Source organism: Streptomyces sp. NPDC001700 (assembly GCF_053596435.1).
The window spans coordinates 324,111-349,522 of the sequence record NZ_JBSFGE010000003.1 but is presented as its reverse complement, the minus strand read 5'-3'; the positions used below and the strand labels follow the sequence as shown (position 1 = coordinate 349,522).

27 protein-coding genes are annotated in these 25,412 nt (G+C 70.8%); 21 read left to right on the top strand and 6 right to left on the bottom strand.

Annotation, left to right across the window (positions count from 1 at the left end; all coding sequences use genetic code 11):
* The 7 genes from ACWC5C_RS07310 (at position 1) to ACWC5C_RS07280 (ending at position 7,626) form a co-directional block, all read left to right on the top strand.
* Positions 1 to 993 carry a T3SS effector HopA1 family protein gene (locus tag ACWC5C_RS07310; protein ID WP_450874497.1) on the top strand — a complete coding sequence of 331 codons (993 nt, stop codon included), beginning with the start codon at positions 1 to 3 and terminating at the stop codon, positions 991 to 993.
* A 105-nt stretch (positions 994 to 1,098) separates the two neighbouring features.
* Entirely contained in the window at positions 1,099 to 1,248 is a 150-nt protein-coding gene (locus tag ACWC5C_RS07305) for an LxmA leader domain family RiPP (protein ID WP_385445572.1), read from the top strand.
* A 207-nt stretch (positions 1,249 to 1,455) separates the two neighbouring features.
* Entirely contained in the window at positions 1,456 to 2,655 is a 1,200-nt protein-coding gene (locus ACWC5C_RS07300; protein ID WP_450874496.1) for a M16 family metallopeptidase, read from the top strand.
* Positions 2,652 to 4,214 carry an insulinase family protein gene (locus ACWC5C_RS07295; RefSeq protein WP_450874495.1) on the top strand — a complete coding sequence of 521 codons (1,563 nt, stop codon included), beginning with the start codon at positions 2,652 to 2,654 and terminating at the stop codon, positions 4,212 to 4,214. Before ACWC5C_RS07300 ends, ACWC5C_RS07295 begins: the two co-directional genes overlap by 4 nt.
* Complete coding sequence (locus tag ACWC5C_RS07290; protein WP_450874494.1) at positions 4,211 to 4,828, top strand: flavoprotein; 618 nt, start codon at positions 4,211 to 4,213, stop codon at positions 4,826 to 4,828. The genes ACWC5C_RS07295 and ACWC5C_RS07290 overlap by 4 nt, the downstream gene beginning before the upstream one ends.
* Positions 4,825 to 5,805, top strand: coding sequence for a hypothetical protein (locus ACWC5C_RS07285; RefSeq protein WP_450874493.1), 981 nt, complete (start codon positions 4,825 to 4,827; stop codon positions 5,803 to 5,805). Before ACWC5C_RS07290 ends, ACWC5C_RS07285 begins: the two co-directional genes overlap by 4 nt.
* Before the next feature lie 126 nt (positions 5,806 to 5,931).
* A complete protein-coding gene (locus ACWC5C_RS07280) occupies positions 5,932 to 7,626 on the top strand; it encodes a glycosyl hydrolase family 28-related protein (RefSeq protein ID WP_450874492.1) in 1,695 nt (564 codons plus the stop codon).
* A 74-nt stretch (positions 7,627 to 7,700) separates the two neighbouring features.
* Here the strand turns inward: ACWC5C_RS07280 and ACWC5C_RS07275 are convergent, their stop codons facing one another.
* A complete protein-coding gene (locus ACWC5C_RS07275) occupies positions 7,701 to 8,918 on the bottom strand; it encodes an MDR family MFS transporter (RefSeq protein WP_450874710.1) in 1,218 nt (405 codons plus the stop codon).
* Between ACWC5C_RS07275 and ACWC5C_RS07270 the strand changes: the two genes are divergently transcribed.
* The gene (locus tag ACWC5C_RS07270; RefSeq protein WP_385445637.1) at positions 8,899 to 9,060 is read left to right on the top strand and encodes a hypothetical protein; all 162 of its coding nucleotides are present in this window, start codon (positions 8,899 to 8,901) and stop codon (positions 9,058 to 9,060) included. The genes ACWC5C_RS07275 and ACWC5C_RS07270 overlap by 20 nt on opposite strands.
* Positions 9,061 to 9,167: 107 nt before the next feature.
* Positions 9,168 to 9,929 carry a phosphoglyceromutase gene (locus ACWC5C_RS07265; RefSeq protein WP_450874491.1) on the top strand — a complete coding sequence of 254 codons (762 nt, stop codon included), beginning with the start codon at positions 9,168 to 9,170 and terminating at the stop codon, positions 9,927 to 9,929.
* 78 nt (positions 9,930 to 10,007) lie between these two features.
* Here ACWC5C_RS07265 and ACWC5C_RS07260 read toward each other — a convergent pair whose 3' ends face one another.
* The gene (locus ACWC5C_RS07260) at positions 10,008 to 10,901 is read right to left on the bottom strand and encodes a LysR family transcriptional regulator (protein ID WP_450874490.1); all 894 of its coding nucleotides are present in this window, start codon (positions 10,899 to 10,901) and stop codon (positions 10,008 to 10,010) included.
* A gap of 342 nt (positions 10,902 to 11,243) precedes the next feature.
* Here ACWC5C_RS07260 and ACWC5C_RS07255 point away from each other — a divergent pair, with 342 nt between their 5' ends.
* The 5 genes from ACWC5C_RS07255 (at position 11,244) to ACWC5C_RS07235 (ending at position 16,129) form a co-directional block, all read left to right on the top strand.
* Positions 11,244 to 11,462, top strand: a complete 219-nt coding sequence (locus ACWC5C_RS07255; protein ID WP_450874489.1) for a hypothetical protein — start codon at positions 11,244 to 11,246, stop codon at positions 11,460 to 11,462.
* A 153-nt stretch (positions 11,463 to 11,615) separates the two neighbouring features.
* The gene (locus ACWC5C_RS07250; protein WP_450874488.1) at positions 11,616 to 12,017 is read left to right on the top strand and encodes a DUF3592 domain-containing protein; all 402 of its coding nucleotides are present in this window, start codon (positions 11,616 to 11,618) and stop codon (positions 12,015 to 12,017) included.
* 158 nt (positions 12,018 to 12,175) lie between these two features.
* The gene (locus ACWC5C_RS07245; RefSeq protein ID WP_450874487.1) at positions 12,176 to 14,581 is read left to right on the top strand and encodes a glycosyltransferase; all 2,406 of its coding nucleotides are present in this window, start codon (positions 12,176 to 12,178) and stop codon (positions 14,579 to 14,581) included.
* A gap of 143 nt (positions 14,582 to 14,724) precedes the next feature.
* Positions 14,725 to 15,111 carry a hypothetical protein gene (locus tag ACWC5C_RS07240; RefSeq protein WP_450874486.1) on the top strand — a complete coding sequence of 129 codons (387 nt, stop codon included), beginning with the start codon at positions 14,725 to 14,727 and terminating at the stop codon, positions 15,109 to 15,111.
* Between the two features lie 109 nt (positions 15,112 to 15,220).
* A complete protein-coding gene (locus tag ACWC5C_RS07235; RefSeq protein WP_450874485.1) occupies positions 15,221 to 16,129 on the top strand; it encodes a glycosyltransferase family 2 protein in 909 nt (302 codons plus the stop codon).
* A gap of 44 nt (positions 16,130 to 16,173) precedes the next feature.
* On the opposite strand, the gene ACWC5C_RS07230 is transcribed toward ACWC5C_RS07235, so the two are convergent.
* From ACWC5C_RS07230 to phoU, 3 genes are all read right to left on the bottom strand, one after another.
* A complete protein-coding gene (locus ACWC5C_RS07230) occupies positions 16,174 to 16,389 on the bottom strand; it encodes a hypothetical protein (protein ID WP_450874484.1) in 216 nt (71 codons plus the stop codon).
* 106 nt (positions 16,390 to 16,495) lie between these two features.
* Positions 16,496 to 16,624 (bottom strand): hypothetical protein, encoded by a 129-nt coding sequence (locus ACWC5C_RS07225; protein WP_385445587.1) that lies wholly within the window; start codon positions 16,622 to 16,624, stop codon positions 16,496 to 16,498.
* A gap of 145 nt (positions 16,625 to 16,769) precedes the next feature.
* Positions 16,770 to 17,444, bottom strand: coding sequence for a phosphate signaling complex protein PhoU (phoU, locus tag ACWC5C_RS07220; RefSeq protein WP_450874483.1), 675 nt, complete (start codon positions 17,442 to 17,444; stop codon positions 16,770 to 16,772).
* Positions 17,445 to 17,732: 288 nt separating this feature from the next.
* Here phoU and ACWC5C_RS07215 point away from each other — a divergent pair, with 288 nt between their 5' ends.
* Together ACWC5C_RS07215 and ACWC5C_RS07210 are read left to right on the top strand one after the other, a co-directional pair.
* Positions 17,733 to 19,019, top strand: coding sequence for a sensor histidine kinase (locus tag ACWC5C_RS07215; protein WP_385445589.1), 1,287 nt, complete (start codon positions 17,733 to 17,735; stop codon positions 19,017 to 19,019).
* Entirely contained in the window at positions 19,016 to 19,696 is a 681-nt protein-coding gene (locus ACWC5C_RS07210) for a response regulator transcription factor (protein ID WP_009716928.1), read from the top strand. The genes ACWC5C_RS07215 and ACWC5C_RS07210 overlap by 4 nt, the downstream gene beginning before the upstream one ends.
* Before the next feature lie 232 nt (positions 19,697 to 19,928).
* On the opposite strand, the gene ACWC5C_RS07205 is transcribed toward ACWC5C_RS07210, so the two are convergent.
* Positions 19,929 to 20,681, bottom strand: a complete 753-nt coding sequence (locus ACWC5C_RS07205) for a copper chaperone PCu(A)C (protein WP_450874482.1) — start codon at positions 20,679 to 20,681, stop codon at positions 19,929 to 19,931.
* A 569-nt stretch (positions 20,682 to 21,250) separates the two neighbouring features.
* Between ACWC5C_RS07205 and ACWC5C_RS07200 the strand changes: the two genes are divergently transcribed.
* The 5 genes from ACWC5C_RS07200 to cysS all read left to right on the top strand — a co-directional run bounded on the left by ACWC5C_RS07200 (position 21,251) and on the right by cysS (position 25,296).
* Positions 21,251 to 21,733, top strand: a complete 483-nt coding sequence (locus tag ACWC5C_RS07200; protein ID WP_009716930.1) for a CarD family transcriptional regulator — start codon at positions 21,251 to 21,253, stop codon at positions 21,731 to 21,733.
* Positions 21,734 to 22,010: 277 nt separating this feature from the next.
* Positions 22,011 to 22,799, top strand: coding sequence for a 2-C-methyl-D-erythritol 4-phosphate cytidylyltransferase (gene ispD, locus ACWC5C_RS07195; RefSeq protein WP_450874709.1), 789 nt, complete (start codon positions 22,011 to 22,013; stop codon positions 22,797 to 22,799).
* Entirely contained in the window at positions 22,789 to 23,283 is a 495-nt protein-coding gene (ispF, locus tag ACWC5C_RS07190; protein WP_385445591.1) for a 2-C-methyl-D-erythritol 2,4-cyclodiphosphate synthase, read from the top strand. The genes ispD and ispF overlap by 11 nt, the downstream gene beginning before the upstream one ends.
* Before the next feature lie 120 nt (positions 23,284 to 23,403).
* Entirely contained in the window at positions 23,404 to 23,808 is a 405-nt protein-coding gene (locus ACWC5C_RS07185) for a PPOX class F420-dependent oxidoreductase (RefSeq protein WP_385445592.1), read from the top strand.
* 90 nt (positions 23,809 to 23,898) lie between these two features.
* The gene (cysS, locus tag ACWC5C_RS07180; RefSeq protein ID WP_450874481.1) at positions 23,899 to 25,296 is read left to right on the top strand and encodes a cysteine--tRNA ligase; all 1,398 of its coding nucleotides are present in this window, start codon (positions 23,899 to 23,901) and stop codon (positions 25,294 to 25,296) included.
* Positions 25,297 to 25,412 lie beyond the last annotated feature (116 nt).

Here is a 25,412-nt window from a genome sequence, read left to right as displayed (position 1 = left end):
ATGACGACCGACACCGCCTCCACCGAGAGCGCACTGGACACGGGCACGGACCCGGGCCTGGCCGCCGTCCTCGACGCGGTGACCCTGTCACCGGACGGTCTGCGCGCGGACGTCGCGGGCCGGTCGCTGAGCGCGGACACCGGCCGACGGCTTCGCCAAGAACTCATCGGCGCCGTCTACGAGACGTTCCATGTGGGCCATGTGTTCGACGAGGAGCGCCCGCGCTCGTTCCGCGACGCCCGCCTTGAGGAGCGGCTGGCCGCGTGCACACCGCACACCACCACCCCCGTACCCGCCGTCCCGTACCGGCCCGGGGACGACGGCACCAAGGACTCCCGTATCGCCGTCGTGCGGGGCATCCGGCTACGGCTGCCGGACGATGTCGCGTACGCCGACGACGGCACGGTGCGGCTGCCCGCCGCCCGGCCCGGTCTGTCGCCCGGGTTCTTCCTGGTGGACGGCTCGCGCGGAACGGTCGAGCCCGGCCCGGTACTGCGGGTCTACCTCCACCTGGACGACCCCGACGAGGCCGAACGGCTGTGGGGCGCGACGCTGCGGCACCTCGAAGACGCCGCCGTGCGCTACCGGGCCAAGGTGACGTCCTCACCGCGGCTCTTCCCGCGCCGGGACGGCCTGGTGGTGTACCTCGGCCACGGAGCCAGGGGCGTCCTCCCCGGTCTGGTGGCGGCGGTACGGCAGCCCGCGAAGGCCGGACGGTCCGATCTGGCCTCCTCGTTCGCGAAGAACCTCGCACCGGGCGTGGCCATCGCCTGGGAGCCACGGGACGAACGCCCGGGCCGCCAGGGGATGAGCTTCGGCCAGCACCGTGCCGCCGCCGTCGTGGACGCGCTGTTCGACGCGGTGGAGAGCGCGGCGGAGAGCGCGGCGAAGGACACCTCTCCCGGTGAATTCCTGGTGCGTCGGCTGAAAGAGGCCAACGTGGACCCGGCCGCCGTGTACCGCAATGTGGACTCTCCGGATATCCGAATGTGACTGGCGTAAATGATCAAGAGGTGATCTAATTCTTTCCGTCAGGGGAGCCGCCCATCCAATGAGTTGAGCGGTTCTCAGGCGTGCTTTTCTAACGAGGGGAAAATCATGGAGTCTGCAGAGCTGATCGAGGGTTACGCGGCCTACACCACGCCCGAGGAGCTGAACGCCTCGGAGTCGACCGACGCACCGGCCATCACGACCACGGTGACCTCGTCGGAGATCTGCGTCACCCTCACGGCTGGCCTCAGCTGCTGATCCTGGCGCACTGACGCCGATCCAGGCATCGGTATCCTCCCGGGCCGGGAATTCCGGAGCCCGGCCCGGGAAGGTTTCTCTTACCCCGTGCACCGCTGGGACGAATTACCGCACATGTCATCGGACGCGTTTTTCCGCTACGCCTTGCCCAATGGGCTACGGGTCGTTCTCTGTCACCGGCCGCTCACCCCGCTCACGGCCGTCAGCGTGCATTATGGTGTCGGATTCCGTTCGGAACCGGCGGGCCGCGGCGGTTTCGCCCATCTCTTCGAGCACTTGATGTTCCAGGGCAGCGCGAATGTGGCGCGCTCGGAACATATCCGCATCGTGCAGAGTTCCGGCGGCGCGGCCAATGCCTCGACGCGGCAGGACTACACGGAGTACTACCAGATCGCCCCGGCCTCGGCCCTGGAGCGACTGCTGTTCCTCGAAGCGGACCGCATGCGCGCCCCGCGCTTCACCGAGGAGGCGCTGGCCACCCAGACAGCGGTGGTCAAGGAGGAGATCCGGCTCCATGTGCACGACCGTGCCTATGGCGGCTTTCCCTGGACGGTCCTGCCCGCGGCGCTCTACCGGAAGTTCTCCAACGCCCACAACGGATACGGCGAGTTCAGCGACCTCGGCCAGGCCACCGCGGACGACTGCGCCGCCTTCTTCGACGCCTACTACACCCCGTGCAACGCGGTGCTCACGATCGCCGGAGCCATCGACCCCGAGCACACCCGCGCCCTGGTGGACCGTCACTTCGGCGACATACCGCCGCGCCCGGCGGCCGCTCCCCAGGACCTCGCGGAGCCGCGTCCGGCGGAGACCGTCCACCACGAGCACACCGACCGGCACGCTCCGCTGCCCGCCACCGCGCTGGGCCACCGGCTCCCCGGCACCGCCACGGACCCGGACCGGGACGGCTATCTGTCCCACCTGGTGCTGGCACACCTCCTGGCCGGTGACGGCCCGCTGGGCCTGCGGCACCGCGCCCACGCGGCGGGAGCCCGGCTCACCGCGGTCGCCGCGCAGTGCGGCTTCTTCGGTCCGTTCGACGCCAGGGACCCCGATACGTTCGTGATCACCGCGCGCCATCCCGAGCGTTCGCACCAGCTGCTCCCGGTCCTGACGCGCGGCGCGCTGGACGCCCTGGCCGCCGACGGCACGCCGCGCGGCGAACTGGCGGACGCGACGGGCCGACTCGCCGCGCGGTGGCGCCGTACCCACGACAACCTGCTCGCCCGTACCCGGGCGCTCGGCGCGTACCAGCTGCTGCACGACGACCCCGCGCTCGTGGACACCGTCCCCGAGCGGCTGCGGGCGCTCGCTCCCGAAGCGATCCGGGGCGCGGCGGCGGACCTGGCTGGGAGCGCTCCGGCGCTGCTCACCGTACGTCCCGGAAAGGCGGCGACCCCGGCATGAGCGGCGACCCCGGTATGAGCGGCGACCCCGGTATGAGCGGCAACCCCGGCATGAGCGGCGACCCCGGTATGAGCGGCGACCCCGGCATGAGCGGCAACCCCGGCATGAGCGGCAACCCCGGTATGACGGACGCACAGCCGATGCTGATGCCGTCCGGCGCCTATCGGCGGGCGGAGGAGATAGCGGACGGCGGCGGGGGCCCTCGGCCGCTCCCGCCGTTCGGGGCCCCCGACGCGCTGTCCTTCCCCCGGACCGTCGAACGGCGTCCGCGCGGGGGACCCAGGATCGTCACCGTCCCCGTCTCCGGCGCGTCGACGGTCGAGGTGCGGGTCCAGCTCCCCTTCGTGGCCTCCGGCCCCGAGGAGACGGCGGTGGCCGAGTTGCTGTCCGCCGTCCTCTTCGCGGGGACGGCGCGGCTGGGGGACCGGGAGGTCTCCTGGGACACGGCACTCGCCACCGGCCGGTTCCAGACCGCGCGGACCACGGAGTGGCTGATCCTGGCGGGCCACTGCGAGGCGGCCGAGATGCCCGCGCTCCTCGGCCTGCTCGCCGAGCGGCTGCGCCGTCCGCACTACGCGGAGGAGCGGGTACGGCAGGAAGTGCGGCGGATCGCCGAGGCGGCCGGGATCCTCCGGGCCCAGCCGCGCCGGACCGTCCTGCGTGCGCTCAACCAGGGCCGGTACGGGCGGCTGGGCTGTTTCGAGGAACTGCCGTCCGCCGACGTGGTGCACCGGCTCACCGCACAGGACGTGCGTAAGGCTCATGAACGGATCCTGGTCCCGGACCGGGCCGATGTGCTGGTCGTGGGGGACGTCGAGGGTGACACCGAGGGCGAGGCCGCCGCCGACGCCGTACAGCGGGCGCTCGCGGACTGGTCCGGCCGCCCGGCCGCGCCACCCCGTGCCCCTGCCCCGGCGGACCGTCCGGAGCGCCGGGTTCTCGTCGACCGGCCCGACGCGGTGCAGGCGCATATCGCGATGTCCCTGCCCGCCCTCGGCCCGCAGGACCCCCGCTACCCCGCACAGGCGGTGGCGAACGCGGTGTTCGGCGGGTACTTCTCGTCCCGGCTCGTGACGGACATCAGGGAACGGGAAGGGCTCACGTACCACGCCCAGTCGCGCTTCGAACGGACCCTCGGCGAGATGTCGATCGTGGTGGAGGCCGTCTGCGCCACCGCCGCCGCCGAGCAGGTGGTCGCCCGGACCGAGGCGGCCATGCGGCGCATGATCACCGAACCTCCGGACGAGCGCGAGGTCGACAGCGCGCGACGCTTCCTCAGTGGCTCGCTCCTCATGGCGACCGCGTCCCAGTCGGACCTCGCCAACCTCATCTCCTCGCTGAGCTGCTGGGGAATCGACCTCGACTGGATCGAGAGCTATCCGCGCGCCCTGCTGGAGGTCACCCCGGCCGATGTCGCGGCCGTCGCGGCGGAGATCTTCGGCGCCGGTCCGTCGCACGGCGTCGTCGTGGGTGACGTGGAGGCCCTGTCCCGCCCGCTGGCCCCCTTCGGATACCGCCCGACACCCCGTACCCCCGCCCCTGAGGGAGAAGAGCTGTGACCGTCGGCTCCACCGGCCCCGCCCCGGTCGCCATACCGCGCTTCGGCGCCGACCGGCTGCTGCTCGTCTGCACCGGAGCGGTGCACGTCGCCCTGTTGCCGACATGGGCCACCTGGCTGCGCGCCTCGTACCCCGCGCTCGACGTACGGACGGTGATCACCCGGAGCGCCGAGCGCTTCGTCTCCCGTGCCGCGCTCACCGCCATCGGAGGAGGCGAGGTACTGCTCGACGCCTGGCCCGACGGGCCGCAGCCGGGGGCGCTCCACGTCGAACTCGCCGAGTGGGCCGACGCGGTGGCGGTGTACCCGGCGACCATGAACTTCGTCAGCCGCTTCGCCCTGGGCATCACGGACACGCCCGTGACCCTCGCCCTCCAGTGCACCCGCGCGCCCGTCGCCATCGCCCCGGCGCTGCCGCCGGGCGGTCAGGACAGCGACGCGTACCAGGGGCATCTGGCGACGCTGGAGACCCGCAGGAGCGTCACAGTCATCCCGCCCGTGCCGGGACGCAGCGTCACCACCGGGCGGGAGGACGGCGCCGCGCCACCACCGCTGCCGGTGGTGTTGGAGCGCCTGGAACGGAAGCGGGCGGAGCTGGAGGGCACGAACGCGTGAGTGAGGAGCCCGGGGCGGCCGGGGCCCGCGAGTACGGCACCCGGCAGCTGCGTACCCGCATCACGTCGCGGGAGGACGGCCGCTTCCGGTGGAGCAGGGAGCGGCTGGTGGCGGGCCCCGTTCCGGACGCTGCTCCCGTCGCACCCGAAGTGGGCCCGTACGTGCTGCTCGGCACCCGGAGCGGGCACACCGTCGACTACGTCGCTCCCGCCGACCGGTCTCTGGCGCACACCGTCTGGCCGCCCGGCCAGGGCCCCGTAGCACCGGAACCGGCCACGGCCGCCATGCGTGCCGCCGGTCGTGCTCTGCGCGATCTCGCCGCGAGCCGCCCCGCGTTCCCGGGCGTCTCGGGAGCGCCCCCGGCCCTGTCGCGCCTGGTCCACTGGCTGCGGGCGGGCGGAGACGGGGAAGGTTCGGCCCGGCTGCACGCGCTGTGCGCTTCCCGGCTGGGTGCGTCACGCCTGGACGTGCTGCGCGAGTGGTGCCGGGAGCTGACCGAACCGCACCGGCGGCCGGTGCTGCTGCACGGTGAGCCGTCGCTCGGCCTGGTCGTGCCGGTGTCGGTGCCGGTGCCGGTGCCGGACCCGGACGGGCCTGGTTCGGGGCCCGGCGCCGTGTTGCTGACGGGGGAGACGCTGTCCCTGGGGCCGTGGGAGTTCGACCCGGGCTGGCTCATCGGTGAGCTGGCCGAGATGGCGGACATCGGGCGCCGTCACGTTCCGGCCGGGCGGCGGACGGAGCTGCCGCCCTTCGACGCCATGGCGGCGGCCCTGCTGGAGGCGCGCGACGACGCGCCGGACCTCGCCCTTCTGGGCCGGGTCGCCACGCTCAGGCGTCTCGCGCACGTGGTCGACTTCGCCACGTATGTGGGCTGGAACCCGGGCGTCGGCGCGTATGTGGAGGCGCTGGCGGACCTGGTGGACGGGGAAGGGCGACCGGCGCTGGTGTCGACGGGCCTCGCGACGGAACGCCCCTGACCGGCTCTCCGCCCCTCTCACGCCCTCCCACGCCCTCCCACCCCCTTCCGCACCCGCCGACCCCATGGCATGCTCACGCCGTCGCTCATCTGAACGGCGTTCACATCCATGGAAGGTGTGGGCCTCATGGACAGGGAAATCGACAGACGCCCGGCTCTCGGCAGACGCACGGCTCTCGGCAGACGCACGGTTCTCGGCGCGGCGGCGGGCACCGCGGTGGGGCTGCTGAGCACGACCCCCGCCGCGGCGGCCGGACAACCACCGGACCTCTGGCGCGAGTTCCGCGCCGACCCGTACCGCCACCCCCAGATCCCCTACGTCGGCCGCGCCGGATTCCTCGGCGGGCGCGCGGAGCTGCCCCGCTACCCCGTCGCCGCCGACGTACGGCGTTACGGCGCCCGCCCCGACGGCTCGGCCGACGCCGCCCCCGCCATCAACCGCGCCATCGAGGCCGTCGGACGGCGCGGCGGGGGCACGGTCGTCGTGCCGCCCGGGACGTACCGCGTCGACGGCGTCATCCGCATCGGCTACGACAACGTCGTGCTGCGCGGCGCGGGCAGCGGGCGGACCACGCTGCACGCGACCCGCCACCTCACCGAGCTGATCGGGCCGTACGGCAGCCGGTACGGCGGCACCAAGTCGTCCTGGTCCTGGGCCGGTGGCCTCATCTGGGTGTGCCCGGAGGCCCGCTGGCGTTCCCTCACCGCCGCGATCCGCGCCCAGGCGTGGCCGTTCGAGGGCTGGACCGGCAACCGGCGCGACGAGTGGCGCACGCTGGCCGCCGTCGACCGCCCCGCCCGGCGCGGCGACCGGACCGTGCCCGTCGCGAGCACCGCCGCCCTCCGCCGTGGCGACCGGGTGCTGTTCCAGCTCGCGGACGACGGCGCGCACACCCTGCTCCAGCACATGGCCGGGGACGTCGAGGGCGCCGCCGCGTACCCCTGGGCCGACAAGACCAAGCTGACCTCGTACGTCCCGTACGAATGGCCGTGCCGCATCACCGCCGTCGACCGGCGCCGCCGCCGGGTGACCCTGGACCGCCCGCTGCCGCTCGACGCCCGGCCCGCGTGGAAGCCGAGGTTCACCACCCTGGTCCGCCCGGTGACCGGCGCGGGAGTCGAAGGCCTGACCCTTCGCGTGGACGAGACTCCCCAAGCCCCCCACCTGCTCGACAAGGGCTACAACGGCGTCGCGCTGCAATGCGCGTGGGACTGCTGGGTCGACGATGTGACCGTCCACAACGCCGACAACGGCTTCCTGCTCGTCGCCGCGAAGGCCTGCACCCTGCGCCGGGTCACCGTCTCGGGGCGCGGCAGCCACCATCCGTACTGCTGCCGCGAGGGCTCGCACGACAACCTGGTCGAGGACTTCGTCCTCGCGCGCCGCACCGTGCCCGCGCCCGCCGGGACGCAGCTGCACGGCATCAACGTCGAGGGCCTGTCCAGCTACAACGTCTGGTCACGCGGCCACATGGAGATGGGCACCTTCGACACCCACCGCGGGATGCCGTTCGCCAATGTCCGCACCGAGATCACCGTCGACAACACCGGCTCCCACGGCGGCGACGCGGTCGCGGGCCCGCTGTACGGCGCCCGGTTCACCCACTGGAACGTCACCGTCACCAATCAGCGCGCGGGCTGCGTCAGGATCGACGGCATCGCCCCGTACAGCGCGACGGTCGGCATCAGCGAGGTCCGCGACTTCGGCCAGACCGACGTACCGGACTTCCCCGGCCCCCTCCACACCCGCCTGGAGTCCTACGCCCACCCCGAGTCCGTCCGCCCCCGCAACCTGTACGAGGCGCAGCGCGCCCTGCGGTGACGGTGACGGTGCTGACGTACGGGCGCGGTGCGCGGACCCCCGCGCTGCGCACCGCGCCCGTACGCCCCCGCAGGTCAGCCCGCCACCCGCGCGCGCTCCATCCCCACCGCTTCCCCCGTCTCCGGTACGTCCGCCTCCGGTACGCCCGTCTCCGGTACGCCCGCCTCCGGTACGCCCGCCTCCGGTACGTCGTCGTCCCCGAGCCGCCGCCCCAGCACCGCGTAACCGATCGCGGCCACCGTGCCCACCACCGCGCTCGCCGCCCACAGCGTGGGTGCCCCGTAGCTGTCGATCACGGCGCCGCCCGCCAGCGGCGCGGTCAGCGAGGCGAGCGACCACGCCAGCACGTACATCCCCTGGTAGCGGCCGCGCCCGTGGACCGGTGAGAGCCGGGCCACCAGCCCCATCTGGGTCGGCGAGCTGATGATCTCGCCGAGCGTCCAGACGGCCACGGCCAGCGCGTACATCCCCACCGACCCGGCGAAGGCGGTCAGCCCGAAGCCGTACCCGGTCAGCAGCGCGGCGACGACCAGCAGCCGCGCCGGGTCCCGGTGCTCGATGAACCGCGTGACCGGGAGCTGGAGGAACACGATCAGCACCCCGTTGGTCGCGATCGCGAGCCCGAAGTCCGTGCTGGACAGCCCGTCCTCGCCCATCGCGACCGGCAGCGCCACGTAGCCCTGCTGGAAGAGGGTCGCGAGCAGGTACGTCAGCGAGACCAGGGTCATGAACCGCCGGTCGCGCAGCACCGTCCCGAGCCCGACCGCCCCCTTCCCGTTCTCCCCACGCCCCGCGCTCTCCCCCTCCGGGCGGGACTCCGGCAGCTTGACGAAGACGATCAGCGCGCACAGCAGCGTCATCCCCGCGTCGGCGAGGAACAGCGTCAGATAGCCGTTCCGGGCGATCAGCCCCGCCGCCATCGCCGAGAACGCGAACCCCAGGTTGATCGCCCAGTAGTTGAGCGAGAAGGCGCGCACCCGGTCCTCGGGGGCGACGATGTCGGCCATCATCGCCTGCACCGCGGGCCGCGACGCGTTGGTGGCCATGCCCACCAGGAAGGCCATGACCGCGATCGCCACCGGATGCTGCACGAAGCCGAGCACGGCCACCGTGACCGCCGTCGACACCTGCGCCACCAGCAGCGTCGGCCGCCGCCCGAGCCGGTCGGTGAGCACCCCCGCGACCACCGCCGACACCACCCCGCCCAGCCCGTGCAGCGCTCCGACCAGCCCGGCGAACGTCGCCGAGTAGCCGCGCTCCACCGTCAGGTACATGGCAAGAAAGGTGGCCACGAACCCGCCCAGCCGGTTCACCAGCGTGGAGGTCCACAACCACCAGAACGCCCGGGGCAACCCCGAAACGCTCTCCTTCGCAGCCAATCTCCACCGGACGACGGACATCGCGAACCCCCCACGGATGAGCACCCCCATGTAAGAGGCGCTGACAGCCCTCGCAACTTACGACCCCACGCCCCCCACCGCCACTCAATTGACCAGGTCCGTCAACCGACCGCCCCGAACCCGTCCAGTAGGCTCGACCGCATGGCCGACGCACCGTACAAGCTGATCCTCCTCCGCCACGGCGAGAGCGAGTGGAACGCGAAGAACCTGTTCACCGGCTGGGTGGACGTGAACCTCAACGAAAAGGGCGAGAAGGAGGCAGTCCGCGGCGGTGAGCTGCTGAGCGACGCCGGCCTGCTCCCCGACGTGGTCCACACCTCCGTCCAGAAGCGCGCGATCCGCACCGCGCAGCTCGCCCTGGAGGCCGCCGACCGCCACTGGATCCCGGTCGCCCGCAGCTGGCGCCTCAACGAGCGCCACTACGGCGCCCTCCAGGGCAAGGACAAGGCCCAGACCCTCGCCGAGTTCGGCGAGGACCAGTTCATGCTGTGGCGCCGCTCCTACGACACCCCGCCGCCCCCGCTCGAGGACGGCGCCGAGTGGTCCCAGAGCGCCGACCCGCGCTACGCCACCATCCCCCCGGAGCTGCGCCCCCGCACCGAGTGCCTCAAGGACGTCGTCGTCCGCATGCTCCCGTACTGGTACGACGCCATCGTCCCGGACCTCCTGAGCGGCCGCACCGTCCTCGTCGCCGCCCACGGCAACTCCCTGCGCGCCCTGGTCAAGCACCTGGACGGCGTCTCCGACGCCGACATCGCGGGCCTCAACATCCCCACCGGCATCCCGCTCTCCTACGAACTCGACGCCGACTTCCGCCCCCTCAACCCGGGCGGCACCTACCTCGACCCGGAGGCGGCGAAGGCCGCGATCGAGGCGGTAAAGAACCAGGGCAAGAAGAAGTAACCTTTGTGATCATGCCCCCGAACTGCGCGTATGGCGCGGATCGGGGGCATTTTCACGGCCTGGGCCCACTGTGGGCCCTCAGCACCTCGGGTCGGCTGCGGCCGCGTCCGACTGAGCGAAGTGCGCCGCTCGCCGGAGGGCGGCGATGGTCGGCCGCTCGTCGTTGGCTCGTGTGACGACGGCGATCTGAGGGGCTTCTCCCTCCAAGGGAACGAACCGTACGTCGGGGCGCGGATAGAAGTCGCGTGCCTCCTCGTGTGCGAGCGCGATGTATCCGCTGGTGGCGACGGCGGTCGGGATGACGGCCGGATGACGGACGAGTGGTGCGTTCGGCCCCGGCTGGACGGCGGGTCCGAGCCATTCGCGCATCACCGGGCTCAGGGGCGGAGTCGCCAGCCATGGCCCGTCTGCGACGTCGTCCATGGTCAGCGAGGTGGCGTCGGCAAGCAGCGACCGGGCGGGCACCACCACGACGCGGGGTGACGACAGGACGACGTCGGACCGCAACCCTTCCATCGGACCGGCGTGCCACATGATCCCGGCGTCCACGGTGTGGTCGAGTACGGCGCTGAATTGCGTGGCCCAGTCCAGGTCGACGTAATCGATGCGCAGCCCGGGCACTTGAGCCCTCAGCGCCTCACGCAGGTCATCCCACCTCTGTGCCGCTCCGAATCCGAGCACCCCGAGGCGCAGCGTCCGCCCGTCCCGTTCCACGCCCTCGGACCTGGCGTGCTCGGCGAGCTGATCCACCGCGTCGAGCAGCACCCGGGCCTCGGCCACGAACCGCACACCCGCCGGGGTCGGGGTCACCCGTCGGCTGGTCCGCTCGAACAGCGCAGTCCCCACCTCGCGTTCGAGACGCCGGATGTACTGCCCGAAGGGCTGCTGCGAGATGTGGTGCCGTTGGGCCGCCCGCCCGAAATGCAGTTCCTCGGCCAGAGTCACCACGTAGCGCAGCAGGCGGATCTCCATCGAACCTCCACTTGATGCCACGCTCCGCTCAGCGCCATGAGGGATTGCGGGATCAGAACGCATTCGTTCGATGGTACTGGGCCCGCTCATGCAGGCCGGTGGCCGCCAGAGCCGACGGCAAGCTCGTCGCGCACCGGCAGGTGGCTCGGAACATCCAGCGCGTAGCCGGGCGGGCGCATGGTTCAGAACAATTTTGACTGATGATCCCGGCGGATCTACGTGATGTTCTGTTGTGGTCACCGCGAACTGAACTCAGCAGTGGGCGGCCATCGCTGTCTGCTGCAATCGACTTCTAGGGGGGAACGCGTGTTTCTTCGCAAGGCATTGATCACACTCGGGTGCGTGGCGGCGATCGGAATGGCGGGTGCGGGCACCGCATCGGCGTCCGCCCAGCACACGGAAACCACTGTCGGAGCGCAGGCGATCGTGGGTACGAACTTCAAGACCAAGGCCCAGTGCAACGCGATGGGTAGCTTCTTGTTCTACCTCGGTTCCCCACGCACCGACGGATGGGTTTGTAATCTGAACGAGAAGGGGCTGTATACGCTGCGCGTCTTCTGATTGATGCGGGGAGCCTGCTGGACGCTCGGCGCGTGACCTGAGCCCCCAGCGTGTGACCTGCGGAGCGGATGATGAACGGATCGTTCGCACCCCAAGGGAAGCGAATGATCCGTTCACCTTCGCTCGACGAACCAAGAGGATTTGAGCGTAGAGATGACCCTGTGGTTGCCGGTGCTGCTACTGGCAGGTCCCGTCCTCATCGGACTCGGCATCTGGGAGGCCGCGCACCGGAACCGCCTCCAACGTGAAGGGAACCGCACCGACGGCCTGGTGGTCCGCCACCACAAGACGAAGGGCCCGGGGAAGACGACCAACGACTTCGCGGTGGTCAACTTCGTTGATGCCCAGGGAAATCGGCACGAGTTCCAGGCCAACGTATCCGGGGTCGAGGGCCTGCCCGTCGGCCGTAATGCCCCAGTGATCTACCTGCCCGGCAACCCGAAGATCGCACGACTCGACCTCGCCTCAAAGCGACTGTGGAGCATTGTGCTTCCTCTCGGGATGGGCGTCACGTTCACGGCCGTCGCGATCTGGATGCTCTCCACAGGCCGTTGAGCCGGGTGTGCTTTGGGGCCCGCAGGGGCTACGCGGTGCCCGAGGCGCCGAGCCCGCCGTTCGGGTGAAGGTATCCGGCGCCGGGCAACGCCGGATATCCGGCTTGGCGGGGAGCTGGACATACTGTGCTAATGACTGCACAAAAGACAATTCCGCCCTTGATTCACCAGACCTGGAAAGACGCCGACCTCCCCCCGGCCTGGCAGACGTGGGCCGAGTCCTGGCGGGCGCACCACCCCGGTTGGGGGTATCGGCTGTGGACGGATGCGGATAATCGGGCCTTTCTTCAGGAGCACTATCCGTGGTTCCTGCCGGTCTACGACGGCTATCCCGAACCGATCATGCGGGCCGACGCGATCCGTTATTTTCTGCTCGACCATTTCGGCGGGCTCTACGTGGATCTGGATTTCGAGTGCCTGAAGCCGGTCTCCGAACTCCTCGACGGGCGCGAACTCGTCCTCGGGTGTGAACCCGAGGTGCATACGCGCCTGTTGCTGGCCCGGCAGCGCGGATTCGCGCGCATCGTCGGCAACGCGTTCATCGCGTCGCGGCCGGGGCATCCCTTCTGGGCGGCCCATGTGCACCGACGGCTGGTCGGGGCCCACAAGCTGCCGGGGACGCTCGATACGACCGGGCCGTTCTTCCTCACCAGGGCGGTCGACAGTGCGCCGGAGCCGGAGTCGATCACGGTGGTCGGCCCGGAGGTTCTGTATCCGGAGGTGAGCCCGTACGCGACGGAGCTGTTCGGTCCGCAGGAGGCCGACTACGGCCGTGCCTACGCCGTGCACCACTGGTCGGGCAGCTGGGCCTGCGACACGGCGAGCGCGCCGAGGGTCTCGGCGGGCAGGCGGTTGCCGTTCTGGGCGAGCCAGGAGCGGCAGCCGGTCGCGGACGGGCTGCTCAGTCTGGAGGCGCAGCGCAACCGCTGGGCGTCGGGGGCGGCGGCGCCGACCGTGTCCTGCCTGATGGTGACCAAGGACCGCTCGGCGACGGCACGCCGCGCGATCAGGTGCTTCACCGCCCAGACCTACCCGAACCTGGAGCTGGTCGTGCTGGAGGACGGCACCGACGACGCCCTGGAGCAGCACATCCGTGAACTGGGCGACGCGCGGATCCGCCATCACCGGCTGCCCCCGGAGCGACGGACCTTGGGGGAGCTGCGCAACGAGGCGGTGGACCGGGCCACCGGGGCGTACGTATGCCAGTGGGACGACGACGATCTGTACGACCCGGAGCGGGTGGAAGCCCAGATGGCGGCGATCTTCGCGCTCGGCGCCGACGCGTGCTTCCTCGCCCGTGAGCGGCTGTGGTGGCCCGCCCGCCGCAAGCTCGCCATCTCCTGCGCGCGGGTCTGGGAAGGGTCGATGGTGTGCGCGAAGGACCGGCTGCCGCGCTATCCGGCCGAGCGCCGTGGCGAGGACACCCCGGTGGCCGAGGAGCTGGTCCGCGGCTGCCGGGTCGTCTCGGTGGACGCGCCCGCCCTGTACACGTACGTATGCCACGGGAACAACACCTTCGACGAGTCGCACTTCGCGGAGCACTTCCAGGTGGCGACCCAGTCGTGGGACGAACCCGGCCCCTACGCCGAGCAGTTGCTCGCCATGGCGGCCCGGCTGCCGCTCGAACCGGGGGACATCGCGCACGCCGAGACCCCCGAGGTCCCCGAGACGTACGAGCGGCAGCCGCAGCCGGTCCCCGGGCCCGCCGCCGTGGCACCGGCGAGCGAGCGGCCCCGCGTGCTGGTGCTCACGCCGCTCAAGGACGCGGCCGCGTTCCTGCCCGGCTATCTGGACCGTCTGCGCGCGCTGGACTACCCGCGCGAGGCGATCTCGCTGGGCCTGCTGGAGGGCGACAGCAGGGACGCGACCCCGGAACTGCTGCGGCAGGTCCTGCCCACCATCGAGGCGGAGTTCCGGCGGGTGACCCTCGTCCACCGCGATTACGGACTCCAGTTGGCCGGACCCCGCTGGGAGCAGGGCGTCCAGCGGCGGCGCCGGTCGGTGCTGGCCAAGGTGCGCAACCATCTCCTCACCCGAGCCCTGTCCGACGGGGGCGCAGGCGCAGATGAGGAATGGGTGTTGTGGCTCGACGTCGACGTCACCGGCTACCCGGCGGACCTCATCCAGCGCCTGCTCGGCGCGCGCAAGGACATCGTCGTCCCGCACTGCGCCACCGCACCCGGCGGGCCGACGTACGACCTCAACACCTTCGTCCTCAAGCCCGGAGCGGGCGCGCTCAACTGGACGCAGTGGCTGCGCGACGGCATCCTTCAGCCGCCCAGGGGGTTCGGCCGGACGTACCTCGACGAGCTGCGCGGCCGGGGACTCGTCCGCGTCGACTCGGTCGGCGGAACCGCGCTGCTGGTCCGTGCGGACTTGCACCGCGACGGCCTCAACTTCCCGTCCTTCCCCTACCGGCAGTTCATCGAGACCGAGGGGCTGGCCGCGATGGCCCTGGACATGGGAACCGCCTGCTGGGCTCTGCCCGATCTGGAAGTGATTCATCCGCACCACGGCGCATCCCAGCCGAAGCCCGCCACCCTGGCTGTCACGCACAGTGAGTAATCGTTTTGACGCATGGAGTGACAAAACTTACGGTGGCTTTGCTGCCCCTGTCATGAAATACGCCGGTATGTCTACACCGGTATGTCCGGGCAGCTCTCCCGCACCGCACCCAAAAGAAAGGTGCCACCGTGAAATCCCGTGTCATGACCTCACTGGCTCTGCCTGCCGCGCTGGCCACGGCCGGACTGCTCGGCACCGCGGAGGCGGCCTACGCCGCCATCACTCCGGACGCGCAGACAGGGACGGCGGCGTACGGGTCCGCAGGACAGCCGATAGGCGACGACCCCACCCTCACTCCCGGGACCATGCACCCCTGCGAGCCGATAGGCAACGTCACGATCACCGACTACGGGCACTGCTGCCCGCCCGTAGGCAACATCACCATCACGGACTACGGGCACTGCTGCAACGTCGGCAACGTCACCATCCCCGACTGGGGGTGGATCTGCGTGACCGATCAGGACCCCGGACGTGAGCAGGGGTTCAGCCAGGGGTTCAGCCACCACCGCGCGGAGCGCGAGCACAGCTAGCGCACGACTCCGTCGCTACGCCCGGCCGTGGGCCCGCGGAAGTGGCCCCCGGGGGACGGCCGGTGCCCCACTCTCATGCCCACACCCGCCCCGAGCCGAAAGACCGCGCATGTCACACAACCCCGACCCCGTGGTCTCGGTGGTCATCCCCTGCCATGACTACGCCCGCTATCTGCCCGAGGCCGTGGCCAGCGTCCTCGCCCAGACCTATCCGGACTGGGAGCTGCTCATCGTCGACGACGGCAGCACCGACAACACCGTCGAGGTGGCCCGGTCCCTGATCGCCCGCCACCCCGACCGGCGGATCAGCCTCGTCCAGCGGGCGAACGGCGGCGTCTCGGCCGCCCGTAACACCGGGATCGAGGCGGCCACCGGTCGCTACGTCCTTCCGCTGGACGCCGACGACGTGATCGCTCCCACGATGCTGGAGAAGACCGTCGCGGTCCTGGACGGCGACCCCGGCATCGCGATCGCCTCCACGGACGTCTTCACCTTCACCGACGATGATCTGCCCCCGCAGGCGATGTCCCTCCCCGCCTACAGCCGGGAACTGATGCTGCAGCGGCTGATCATGTTCTACTGCTCGCTGTTCCGCCGGGAGGTGTGGCAGACCGTCGGCGGCTACGACGAGAGCATGCGGGCCGGAGAGGACTGGGACTTCTGGGTCGGCTGTGTCGAGCACGGCTTCGACGCCCACCACATCCATGAGCCGCTGTTCGGGGCGCGTAACAAGGACACGGGGCTGCACGTGGAGGCCGCCGAGAACGATCTGGCCATCCGGGCGCGGATCGTGGCCAACCACCCGGGCCTGTTCAAGCCGATCACCCATGGCTGGGCGCGGGCCGTGCTCAGCCAGGACGCGGAAGCCTGCCTGCGGGACGAACACGTGCCCGACGATATCCTCACCCGGGCCACCGAGATGGATCAGTTCCTCATCGCGGTGATGGCCCTGCAGCGCACGGCGCGGGTTCAGCACTACCACATCCAGCAACTGACGCGCCGGTCCTCGAACGCCTGAGCACGCCTGAGAACGCCTGAGAACGCCTGAGAAGCGCTCAGGGCCTACGCGGCGGGCCAGTCGTCCGGGCCGCCGCCCTGCCAGTCGATCTGGCGAGGGTCGTCGATGGCGGTGGTCAGGCCCGCGCGGGTCAGGAGGCCGCGGAGTTCGTCGGCGTTCACCACGACGCCCACGTCCTGGCCGTCGATTCGCACACGGCGGCGGCCGTCGTGTGGCTCTTCCACCACTACGCGCGGCCGGGCCGGGGTCCCATCGTTCATATGACCAGGCTCGCCGCAGGGACTGCCGCTCGCACCTCGGGGAGGGGAGACGGGACGGGGCCCGGGGCCGTTCGATACGGCCCCGGGCCCCGCTCCTCGGATCAGCTCAGCCGCAGTTGCCGCCGCACGAGCAGGAGCCGCCGGACTGGCAGCCGCAGCCGCAGCCCGAGCCGCAGCCGCAGGCGCCGACGGGGTGGGTGGGATGGGGTTCGGGACGACGGGTGATGTCCGCCATGAGTCGCCTCCTCGGAGAGGGGTCACTGCTGCTCATGGTCCCGGTCCACGGCCCGCCCACAGGGGCGCATCGACGGCGCGCGGAGGCACGCCGTCGCGCTGCACGCCGTCGCCGCACGCCGTCGGCGCTGCGGCACCCCGGGGCGTCAGGCCTGCTGGGCGCCGTCCTGGGCGATCTCGTCCGCGTACTCGCCGGTGACCAGGTAGATGACGCGCTTGGCGACCGACACCGCGTGGTCCGCGAACCGCTCGTAGTAGCGGCCCAGCAGGGTGACATCGACGGCCGTCTCGATGCCGTGCTTCCAGCGGTCGTCCATCAGGTGCTGGAAGAGGGTGCGGTGCAGCAGGTCCATCGCGTCGTCGTCCTGCTCCAGCTGCGCGGCGAGGTCGACGTCCTTGGTGACGATGACCTCGGCCGCCTTCGCCATCAGCCGCTGCGCGAGCTGGCCCATCTCCAGGATGGTGGCGTGGAGGTCGCCCGGTACGGCCTTGCCCGGAAAACGGAGCCGGGTGAGCTTGGCGACGTGCTGCGCCAGGTCACCGGAGCGTTCGAGGTCGGCACTCATGCGCAGGCTGGTGACGACGATCCGCAGATCGGTGGCGACCGGCTGCTGCCGGGCGAGCAGAGCTATCGCTCGGTTCTCCAGGTCGCGCTGGAGATCGTCGACCTTCTCATCGGCGGCTATGACGCTCTCGGCGAGCTTCAGGTCCGCGTCCAGGATGGATGTAGTGGCGCGGCCGATGGCCGAACCGACGAGCCGGGCCATATCGACCAGGCCCTCCCCGATCGAATCCAGCTCCTCGTGGTACGCGTCGCGCATCACTGACCTTCTCTCACTGACTCTCGCTGACGGATCTTCGTGGACTCGTGTGCCCCACCCTGCCACGTTCGGATCGGAACGCGTCCGGCTCGGCGCCCCACGGTTAACCACCCCGGACGTCCAGGTGAACTCTCGGCAACGCTCCCCACGCCACCCCGTGCGGCGGGGGTCCGCCGAGGCGTCGGGAGTGAACCGGCGCCAACCTGACGGTGAACTCTCGGCAACGTCTGTTCGAGGGATCCCGTGCGGGGCTGTGGAGGCCGCTCCCCGCCCGCATAACCTGGATGCATGAACGTGAACGCGGCGATCGCCGCAGTGGCGGCGCTCGCCGGGTTGTGCACCGGTGTCATCGCCATGCTGGCGTTCCGCTGGAGCGAGCGCGAACAGGCGAAGCCTACGCGCTCATCCCTGCATACCGATGCCGTCTTGCCGCCCGGCGTGGACACCGTGCTCTCGGTACTGCGTTCCTCGGCCGTCGTCCTGGACGAGGCGGACGCCGTCGTCAAGGCCAGCTCGGCCGCGTACGCACTGGGACTGGTGCGCGGCGGCAAGCTGGCCGTCGAACCGATGCTGGCGATGGCCCGCGACACCCGGCGGGACGGCGAGATCCGGCAGATCGAGCTGGACCTGCCGCGGCGCGGCACCGGCCGGGGCGACGCCCTCGCCGTGTCCGCCAGAGTGGCTCCGCTCGGCTCCCGGCTGGTCCTGCTGCTGGTCGAGGACCTCACCGAGGCCCGCCGGATCGAGGCCGTACGGCGCGACTTCGTCGCGAACGTCAGCCATGAGCTGAAGACCCCGGTCGGCGCGCTCTCCCTCCTCTCCGAGGCCGTCATGGATGCGTCCGACGACCCGGAGGCGGTCAACCGCTTCGCCGGGCGGATGCAGGTCGAGGCGACCCGGCTGTCCAGCCTGGTCCAGGAGCTGATCGACCTCTCCCGGGTCCAGAACGACGACCCGCTGGAGGACGCCGAGCCGGTCCGGGTGGACGAGCTGGTCGCCGAGGCCATCGACCGCTGCCGCCATCAGGCGGGCACCAAGCAGATCACGATGGCCACCGGCGGCACCGCCGATCTGCGGGTGTGGGGCAACCGGGGCCAGCTGGCCGCCGCCCTCGGCAACCTGGTCGAGAACGCCGTCAACTACAGCCCGGCCCGCACCCGCGTCGGCATCGCGGCCCGCCGCATCCCCGCGACGGGCGGCGATCTGATCGAGGTCGCCGTCACCGACCAGGGGATCGGCATTTCGGAAAAGGACCGCGAGCGGATTTTCGAGCGGTTCTACCGGGTAGACCCGGCCCGTTCGCGGCAGACCGGCGGAACCGGACTCGGTCTCGCCATCGTCAAGCATGTGGCCGCCTCGCACGGCGGGGAGGTCACGGTGTGGAGCGCTGAGGGACAGGGCTCCACGTTCACCCTGAGGCTCCCGGAGGCCGGTGCGGCTCGGGACCGGGATCGCTCGGCCGGTGGGCCGGGTGAGCCGTACGATTCCGGATCCGACCTCGATGGGGAGGACGGCGACCGACCGTACGAGACCTTCACTAATGATCAACTTTCTGCCCCGGAGGTCCTTCCGTGACCCGAGTTCTGGTCGTCGAGGACGAGGAATCGTTCAGTGACGCGCTGTCGTACATGCTCCGCAAGGAGGGATTCGAGGTCGCCATCGCGGCAACGGGGCCCGAGGGGCTCGACGAGTTCGAGCGGAACGGCGCCGATCTGGTGCTGCTCGACCTGATGCTGCCGGGACTGCCCGGTACGGAGGTGTGCCGCCAGCTGCGCGGCCGCTCCAACGTCCCGGTGATCATGGTCACCGCCAAGGACAGTGAGATCGACAAGGTCGTCGGCCTGGAAATAGGGGCCGACGACTACGTGACCAAGCCCTTCTCGTCGCGCGAGCTGGTGGCCCGGATCCGGGCCGTCCTGCGCCGCCGGGGCGAGCCGGAGGAGGTCACCCCCGCGGCCCTGGAGGCGGGCCCGGTCCGCATGGACGTGGACCGGCACGTGGTCACGGTCGGCGGCGGCAAGGTGGACCTCCCGCTGAAGGAGTTCGACCTGCTGGAGATGCTGCTGCGCAACGCGGGCCGGGTGCTGACCCGGATGCAGCTGATCGACCGCGTGTGGGGCGCGGACTACGTGGGCGACACGAAGACCCTCGACGTCCACGTCAAGCGCCTGCGAGCGAAGATCGAGCCGGACCCGGGCGCCCCGCGCTACCTGGTGACGGTGCGCGGCCTGGGCTACAAGTTCGAGCCGTAAACGGGCCCGGCCCGGAGGCCCGCCGGACGGAGTCCGGCGCAGCGCGCCGAAGCCCGTGAGGCCCGCTAGGGCCGATCGGTGCGAGGTGCGCACGGGGGAGGGGCCAAGTTCGAGCCGTAAACCGGCCCGGCCCGGAGGCCCGCCGGACGGAGTCCGGCGCAGCGCGCGGCCTGGAACACAACGCGAGGGCGGCCCCGGGAATCCCGGGGCCGCCCTCGCGTTATGCGTGCGCTCAGTCCTCGTCGTTCGGCGTCGGCTCGCCGGGGGCGATGCCGTTGCTCTGGCCGCCGCCCGGCTTGTCGCTCGCCGTGCCGGAGGCCTCGTCGGACGGCTTGTCGCCCGGCTTGCTCTGCCCCGGCTGCCCCGGCTGGCCCGACTGCCCCGGCTGGCCCGGGGTGGTCTGGCCCGGCTTGCCGGAGGGCGTACCGCCCTGGGTGGCCGACGGGGTCGGGGTCGGCAGCTCGGACGGGCCCCAGCCCTTGAAGTAGCTCGTGGCGGGCACGACGAAGGCCGTCATCGGCACGTCGCCGGTCGAGCTGAGGTCGAAGACGATCCGCTGGGTGTCGCCGTCCTTGGCGGCCTCGCGCCCCTCGGAGATGACGGCGGAGGCGTTGCCCTCGCCGCCGAGGGCGACGGAGCCGCCCGCCGGGACGACGATCTTGCTCGCGGCCTTGCCCGAGCCCTTGGCCGGGTGCAGCTTCGCCGTCGCGCCCGCGTTGGGCAGCGTGATGGCCGTAAGGGTCTCGTCCCGGTCGCCGTTGTTGAAGATCCTGGCCGTGACCACGGCCGGGCCCTTCGCCGTCCGGTCCGGCTGTGTCACCACGGTGGCGTTCTGGATCTTGATATCGCCGACGGACGTCGCGGCGTTGTCGGGCTTGACCTCCAGCGTCTGCGCGTCGTTCCCGGCTCCGCAGGCGGAGAGCGGGGCGACCGAGACGACGATGGCGGCTGCGGCGAGGACGCCGCGTCGAAGGCTGCTGCTCACGGCGGCGGCATCTCCTAGGACGAGGAAAAAAGTTGGATCAGCGCGCTTAGGTTACCGATCCGCCCTCCCGGCCCCGCACCCGACCCGCCTCCCACGGCGGCGCGCGCGGCCAACACGCCGCTCACACCCCTTCCCGGACCACCCTGAATATCGGTTCGGTGACGGATCGGGGAGATTATCGGTAAGGAATCCGTGGACGTCCGAAGAATTGATCACGCACTTGACCACAGATGTCTCACAGACATGATCAGTACGGCCGTGATCAATTCGGGAATCAGGGCCGGATCTGTCGCTCCTCGGCCGAACGGAGTAGCGGAAGTCCATCGACCGGACTCCGGCAAAACGGGACGTACGGCCACCCGCATGATGTTCCCAGGGCATGTAACGCGTCGGTTTCACGCCGCCCGGACAACCGCTCCCACCTGCGAATACCCGGTTCCGCCCGCCTTGCCCAGCACGTCCCGGTCGCTGTTGTCAAGCCCCGAGATATGCCCTGACCTGCGAAAACGCCATTCAGAAGAAGGCGTTCACGTGTTACCCTGGATAGCCACGGAAGGGGTACCTGTCACATGACGTTCAAGGTTGGCGACACCGTGGTCTATCCCCATCACGGGGCCGCGCTGATCGAGGCCATCGAAACTCGTCAGATCAAAGGCGTGGACAAGACCTACTTGGTGCTGAAGGTCGCTCAGGGTGACCTGACGGTTCGTGTACCGGCGGACAATGCGGAGTTCGTTGGTGTGCGTGATGTGGTCGGCCAGGACGGGCTGGACCGGGTCTTCGAGGTGCTGCGCGCACCGTATGCGGAAGAGCCCACGAACTGGTCCCGTCGTTACAAGGCAAATCTCGAGAAGCTCGCCTCCGGTGATGTGATCAAGGTTGCCGAGGTCGTTCGCGATCTGTGGCGCCGAGAGCGGGAGCGCGGTCTGTCCGCCGGTGAGAAGCGCATGCTCGCCAAGGCGCGCCAGATCCTGGTGAGCGAACTCGCCCTCGCCGAGAGCACCAATGAGGACAAGGCCGAGGCCCTGCTGGATGAGGTACTCGCGTCCTGACACATAATGCCGCGGTGCCCGAGTGATTCAGACCTGCTCCCCGTAAGTCTGTTCGCCGGGCGCTGCGGCATGTGCGCGCACAGGCACCTCAGCCCACCACATCGAAGCCCGAGGCGCAAGACCGTTTGTGGTGTCGCTGTTGTGGTGCACGTCGCTGTTGTGGTGCAAGGTGTGCCGGGCCCGGGCAGCTGGCACGACCAGTCGTCACGGAAGGGGCCGGTCGGGGCATCGCGCCCGGCACGCTGTGGCCATACCCATTTCGGCCGAGGAAGCAAACCTGAACGCCAACGCAAAGTCCGTAACCCCATCCGTTGTCGACTCCGAGCGCCCCGCCCGCACCGCCGCCGTGATCCCCGCCGCGGGCCGTGGTGTGCGGCTGGGCCCGGGCGCCCCCAAGGCGCTGCGCCCGCTGAGCGGCACGCCGATGCTCGTGCACGCCGTACGGGCGATGGCCGGATCCCGCGCCGTCTCGCTGGTGGTCGTGGTCGCCCCGCCGGACGGTGCCGACGAGGTCCGCAGGCTGCTCGACGCGTACCCGCTCACCGGGACCACGGAAGTGGTCGTCGTCCCCGGCGGTGAGACCCGCCAGGACTCGGTGCGGCTCGGCCTGGCCGCCGTCCCCGACAGCGTCACGACGGTCCTGGTGCACGACGCGGCGCGCCCGCTCGTCCCCGTGGACACCGTGGACGCGGTCGTCGCCGCCGTACGGGACGGGGCGCCCGCCGTCGTACCGGCGCTGCCGGTGACCGACACCGTCAAGCGGGTCGAGCCGCGCACCGGCGAGCGGGCCGGTGAGCCCGAGCCCGTCGTCGGCACCCCCGAGCGCGCCGTACTGCGCGCCGTACAGACCCCGCAGGGCTTCGACCGGGCCACGCTCGCCGCCGCGCACGAGAAGATCGTCCTGGAGGGCGACGGCGCGACGGACGACGCGGGCATGGTCGAGCGCATGGGCGTCGAGGTCGTGGTCGTGCCCGGCCACGAGGAGGCGTTCAAGGTGACCCGGCCGCTGGACCTGGTGCTGGCCGAGGCGGTTCTCGCGCGCAGGAGGAAGAACGATGGCTTCTGACGTTCCCGTGGCGATCCCGCTGGTGGGCATCGGCACCGACGTCCACGCGTTCGAGAAGGGCCGCGAGCTGTGGTGCGCCGGTCTGCTGTGGGAGGGCGAGGAGTACGGCCTGGCCGGGCACTCCGACGGCGACGTGGCCGCCCACGCCGCCTGTGACGCGCTCTTCTCCGCCGCGGGCCTCGGCGACCTCGGCGCCCACTTCGGCACCGACCGCCCCGAGTGGTCCGGCGCCTCCGGGGTGACGCTGCTGGCGGAGGCGGCCCGGATCGTGCGGGCGGCGGGGTTCGGGATCGGCAATGTGGCGATCCAGGTGATCGGCGTCCGCCCCAAGATCGGCAAGCGCCGCGACGAGGCGGTCAAGGCGCTCTCGTCGGCGATCGACGCCCCGGTCTCGGTCTCCGGTACGACGACCGACGGGCTGGGCCTGACCGGCCGGGCCGAGGGCCTGGCGGCGGTGGCGACCGCGCTGGTGGTCCGGGGCTGACCCTCCGCCGTACGGGCCGTTCCTCACGCCGGGACCGAAGGCTTGACGGAGTGTGGGGTACGGATCGGGGCAACCCGTCCGTACCACCGCCCCGCTCAGCGCGAGGAAAGGAAGCACCCCGTGGCCACCACACTCTCCGACGACCTCAAGCGCGTCCTCGACACCCCCGTCTTCGTCATCATCGGTACCACCCAGCCCGACGGCAGCCCTCAGCTGTCACCGGTGTGGGTGAAGCGGGACGGCGACGAGCTGCTGTTCTCGACCACCATGGGACGGCGGAAGCAGAAGAACATCGACCGCGACCCCCGCGTCACGGTCCTGGTGCAGCCCGCGGACGCGCCGTACACGTACGCCGAGATCCGCGGCACCGCGACCTACACCACCGAGGGCGGCCAGAAGCTGATCGACGAGTTGTCGCTCAAGTACGCGGGCAAGAAGTACGCCGAGTTCAACCCGGCCTCCGCCCAGGACGACGAGCGCATCGTCGTGCGGATCGCCGCCCGCAAGGTCGTCGGCAGCCTCTGAGCGGCGGTCCTCGCCGGGAAGTGTCACGCTTCTGTGTCCCTGCGGCCAATGGGTCGCGGGGCACTGCCGGATTCCGACTACCCTTGACGCGTGACTATTCGCCTGTACGACACCGGTGCCCGGCAGATCCGTGACTTTTCCCCGCTCACGCCGGGCTGTGTCTCGATCTACCTGTGCGGCGCGACGGTGCAGGCTGCCCCGCATATCGGGCACATCAGGTCGGGACTGAACTTCGACATCATGCGCCGCTGGTTCGCGTACCGCGGCTATGACGTCACGTTTGTCCGGAATGTCACGGACATCGACGACAAGATCATCGCCAAGTCGGCCGAGCAGGGCCGCCCGTGGTGGTCGATCGGCTACGCGAACGAGCGCGCGTTCACCAGCGCGTACGACATCCTCGGCTGCCTGCCCCCGACCTATGAGCCGCGCGCGACCGGTCACATCCCCGAGATGATCGAGATGATGCGGGGCCTGATCGACCGTGGTCACGCGTACGCGGCCGAGGGCAACGTCTACTTCGATGTGCGCTCGTACCCCGAGTACCTGAAGCTTTCCAACCAAGACCTGGACGGGCTGCGCCAGCCCAGCGGCGAGGGCGAGACCGGCAAGCGCGATCCGCGCGACTTCGCCATGTGGAAGGCGGCCAAGCCCGGCGAGCCGAGCTGGGAGACCCCGTGGGGGCGCGGCCGCCCCGGCTGGCACCTGGAGTGCTCGGCGATGGCGCACAAGTACCTGGGCAGCGCCTTCGACATCCACGGCGGCGGCGTCGATCTGATCTTCCCGCACCATGAGAACGAGATCGCGCAGGCCAAGGCGTTCGGCGACGACTTCGCCACGTACTGGGCGCACAACGCGTGGGTCACCCTGAGCGGCGAGAAGATGAGCAAGTCGCTCGGCAACTCGGTGCTGGTCTCCGAGATGGTCAAGCGCTGGCGCCCCATCGTGCTCCGCTACTACCTGGGCACCCCGCACTACCGCTCCATGATCGAGTACAGCGAGGAGGCGCTGCGCGAGGCGGAGTCCGCCTTCGCGCGCATCGAGGGCTTCATCCAGCGGGTCATGGAGAAGGCCGGGCCCGTCGAGCCCGCCGCCGACGTGCCGCCCGCCTTCGCCGAGGCGATGGACGACGACCTCGGGGTGCCGCAGGCGCTCGCGGTCGTCCACACCACCGTCCGCCAGGGCAATTCCGCCCTCACCGCCGACGACAAGGAGGCGGCGGTCGCGCGGCTGGCCGAGGTGCGGGCCATGCTCGGCGTGCTGGGCCTGGACCCGCTCGACGAGCACTGGTCGGGCGGTTCGGACCGGGGCGAGGATCTGCACGGCGTGGTCGACTCGCTCGTCCGGCTGGTCCTGGAGCAGCGCCAGGCCGCGCGCGGCCGCAAGGACTACGCGACGGCGGACGCGATCCGCGACCAGCTGCAGCAGTCGGGGCTGGTCATCGAGGACACCCCGTCGGGTCCGCGCTGGGAGCTGGGCACCCGCTGACCTGGCCCTTTGTGCCGCCCGCTGGGCCGGGCGGCACACTGGTGTCCATACATAAGACCGTATACGCGTGGGACGTCGACGTTTTCCGTTGCCGTGCGCCGAGCCGCGCTGAGCAG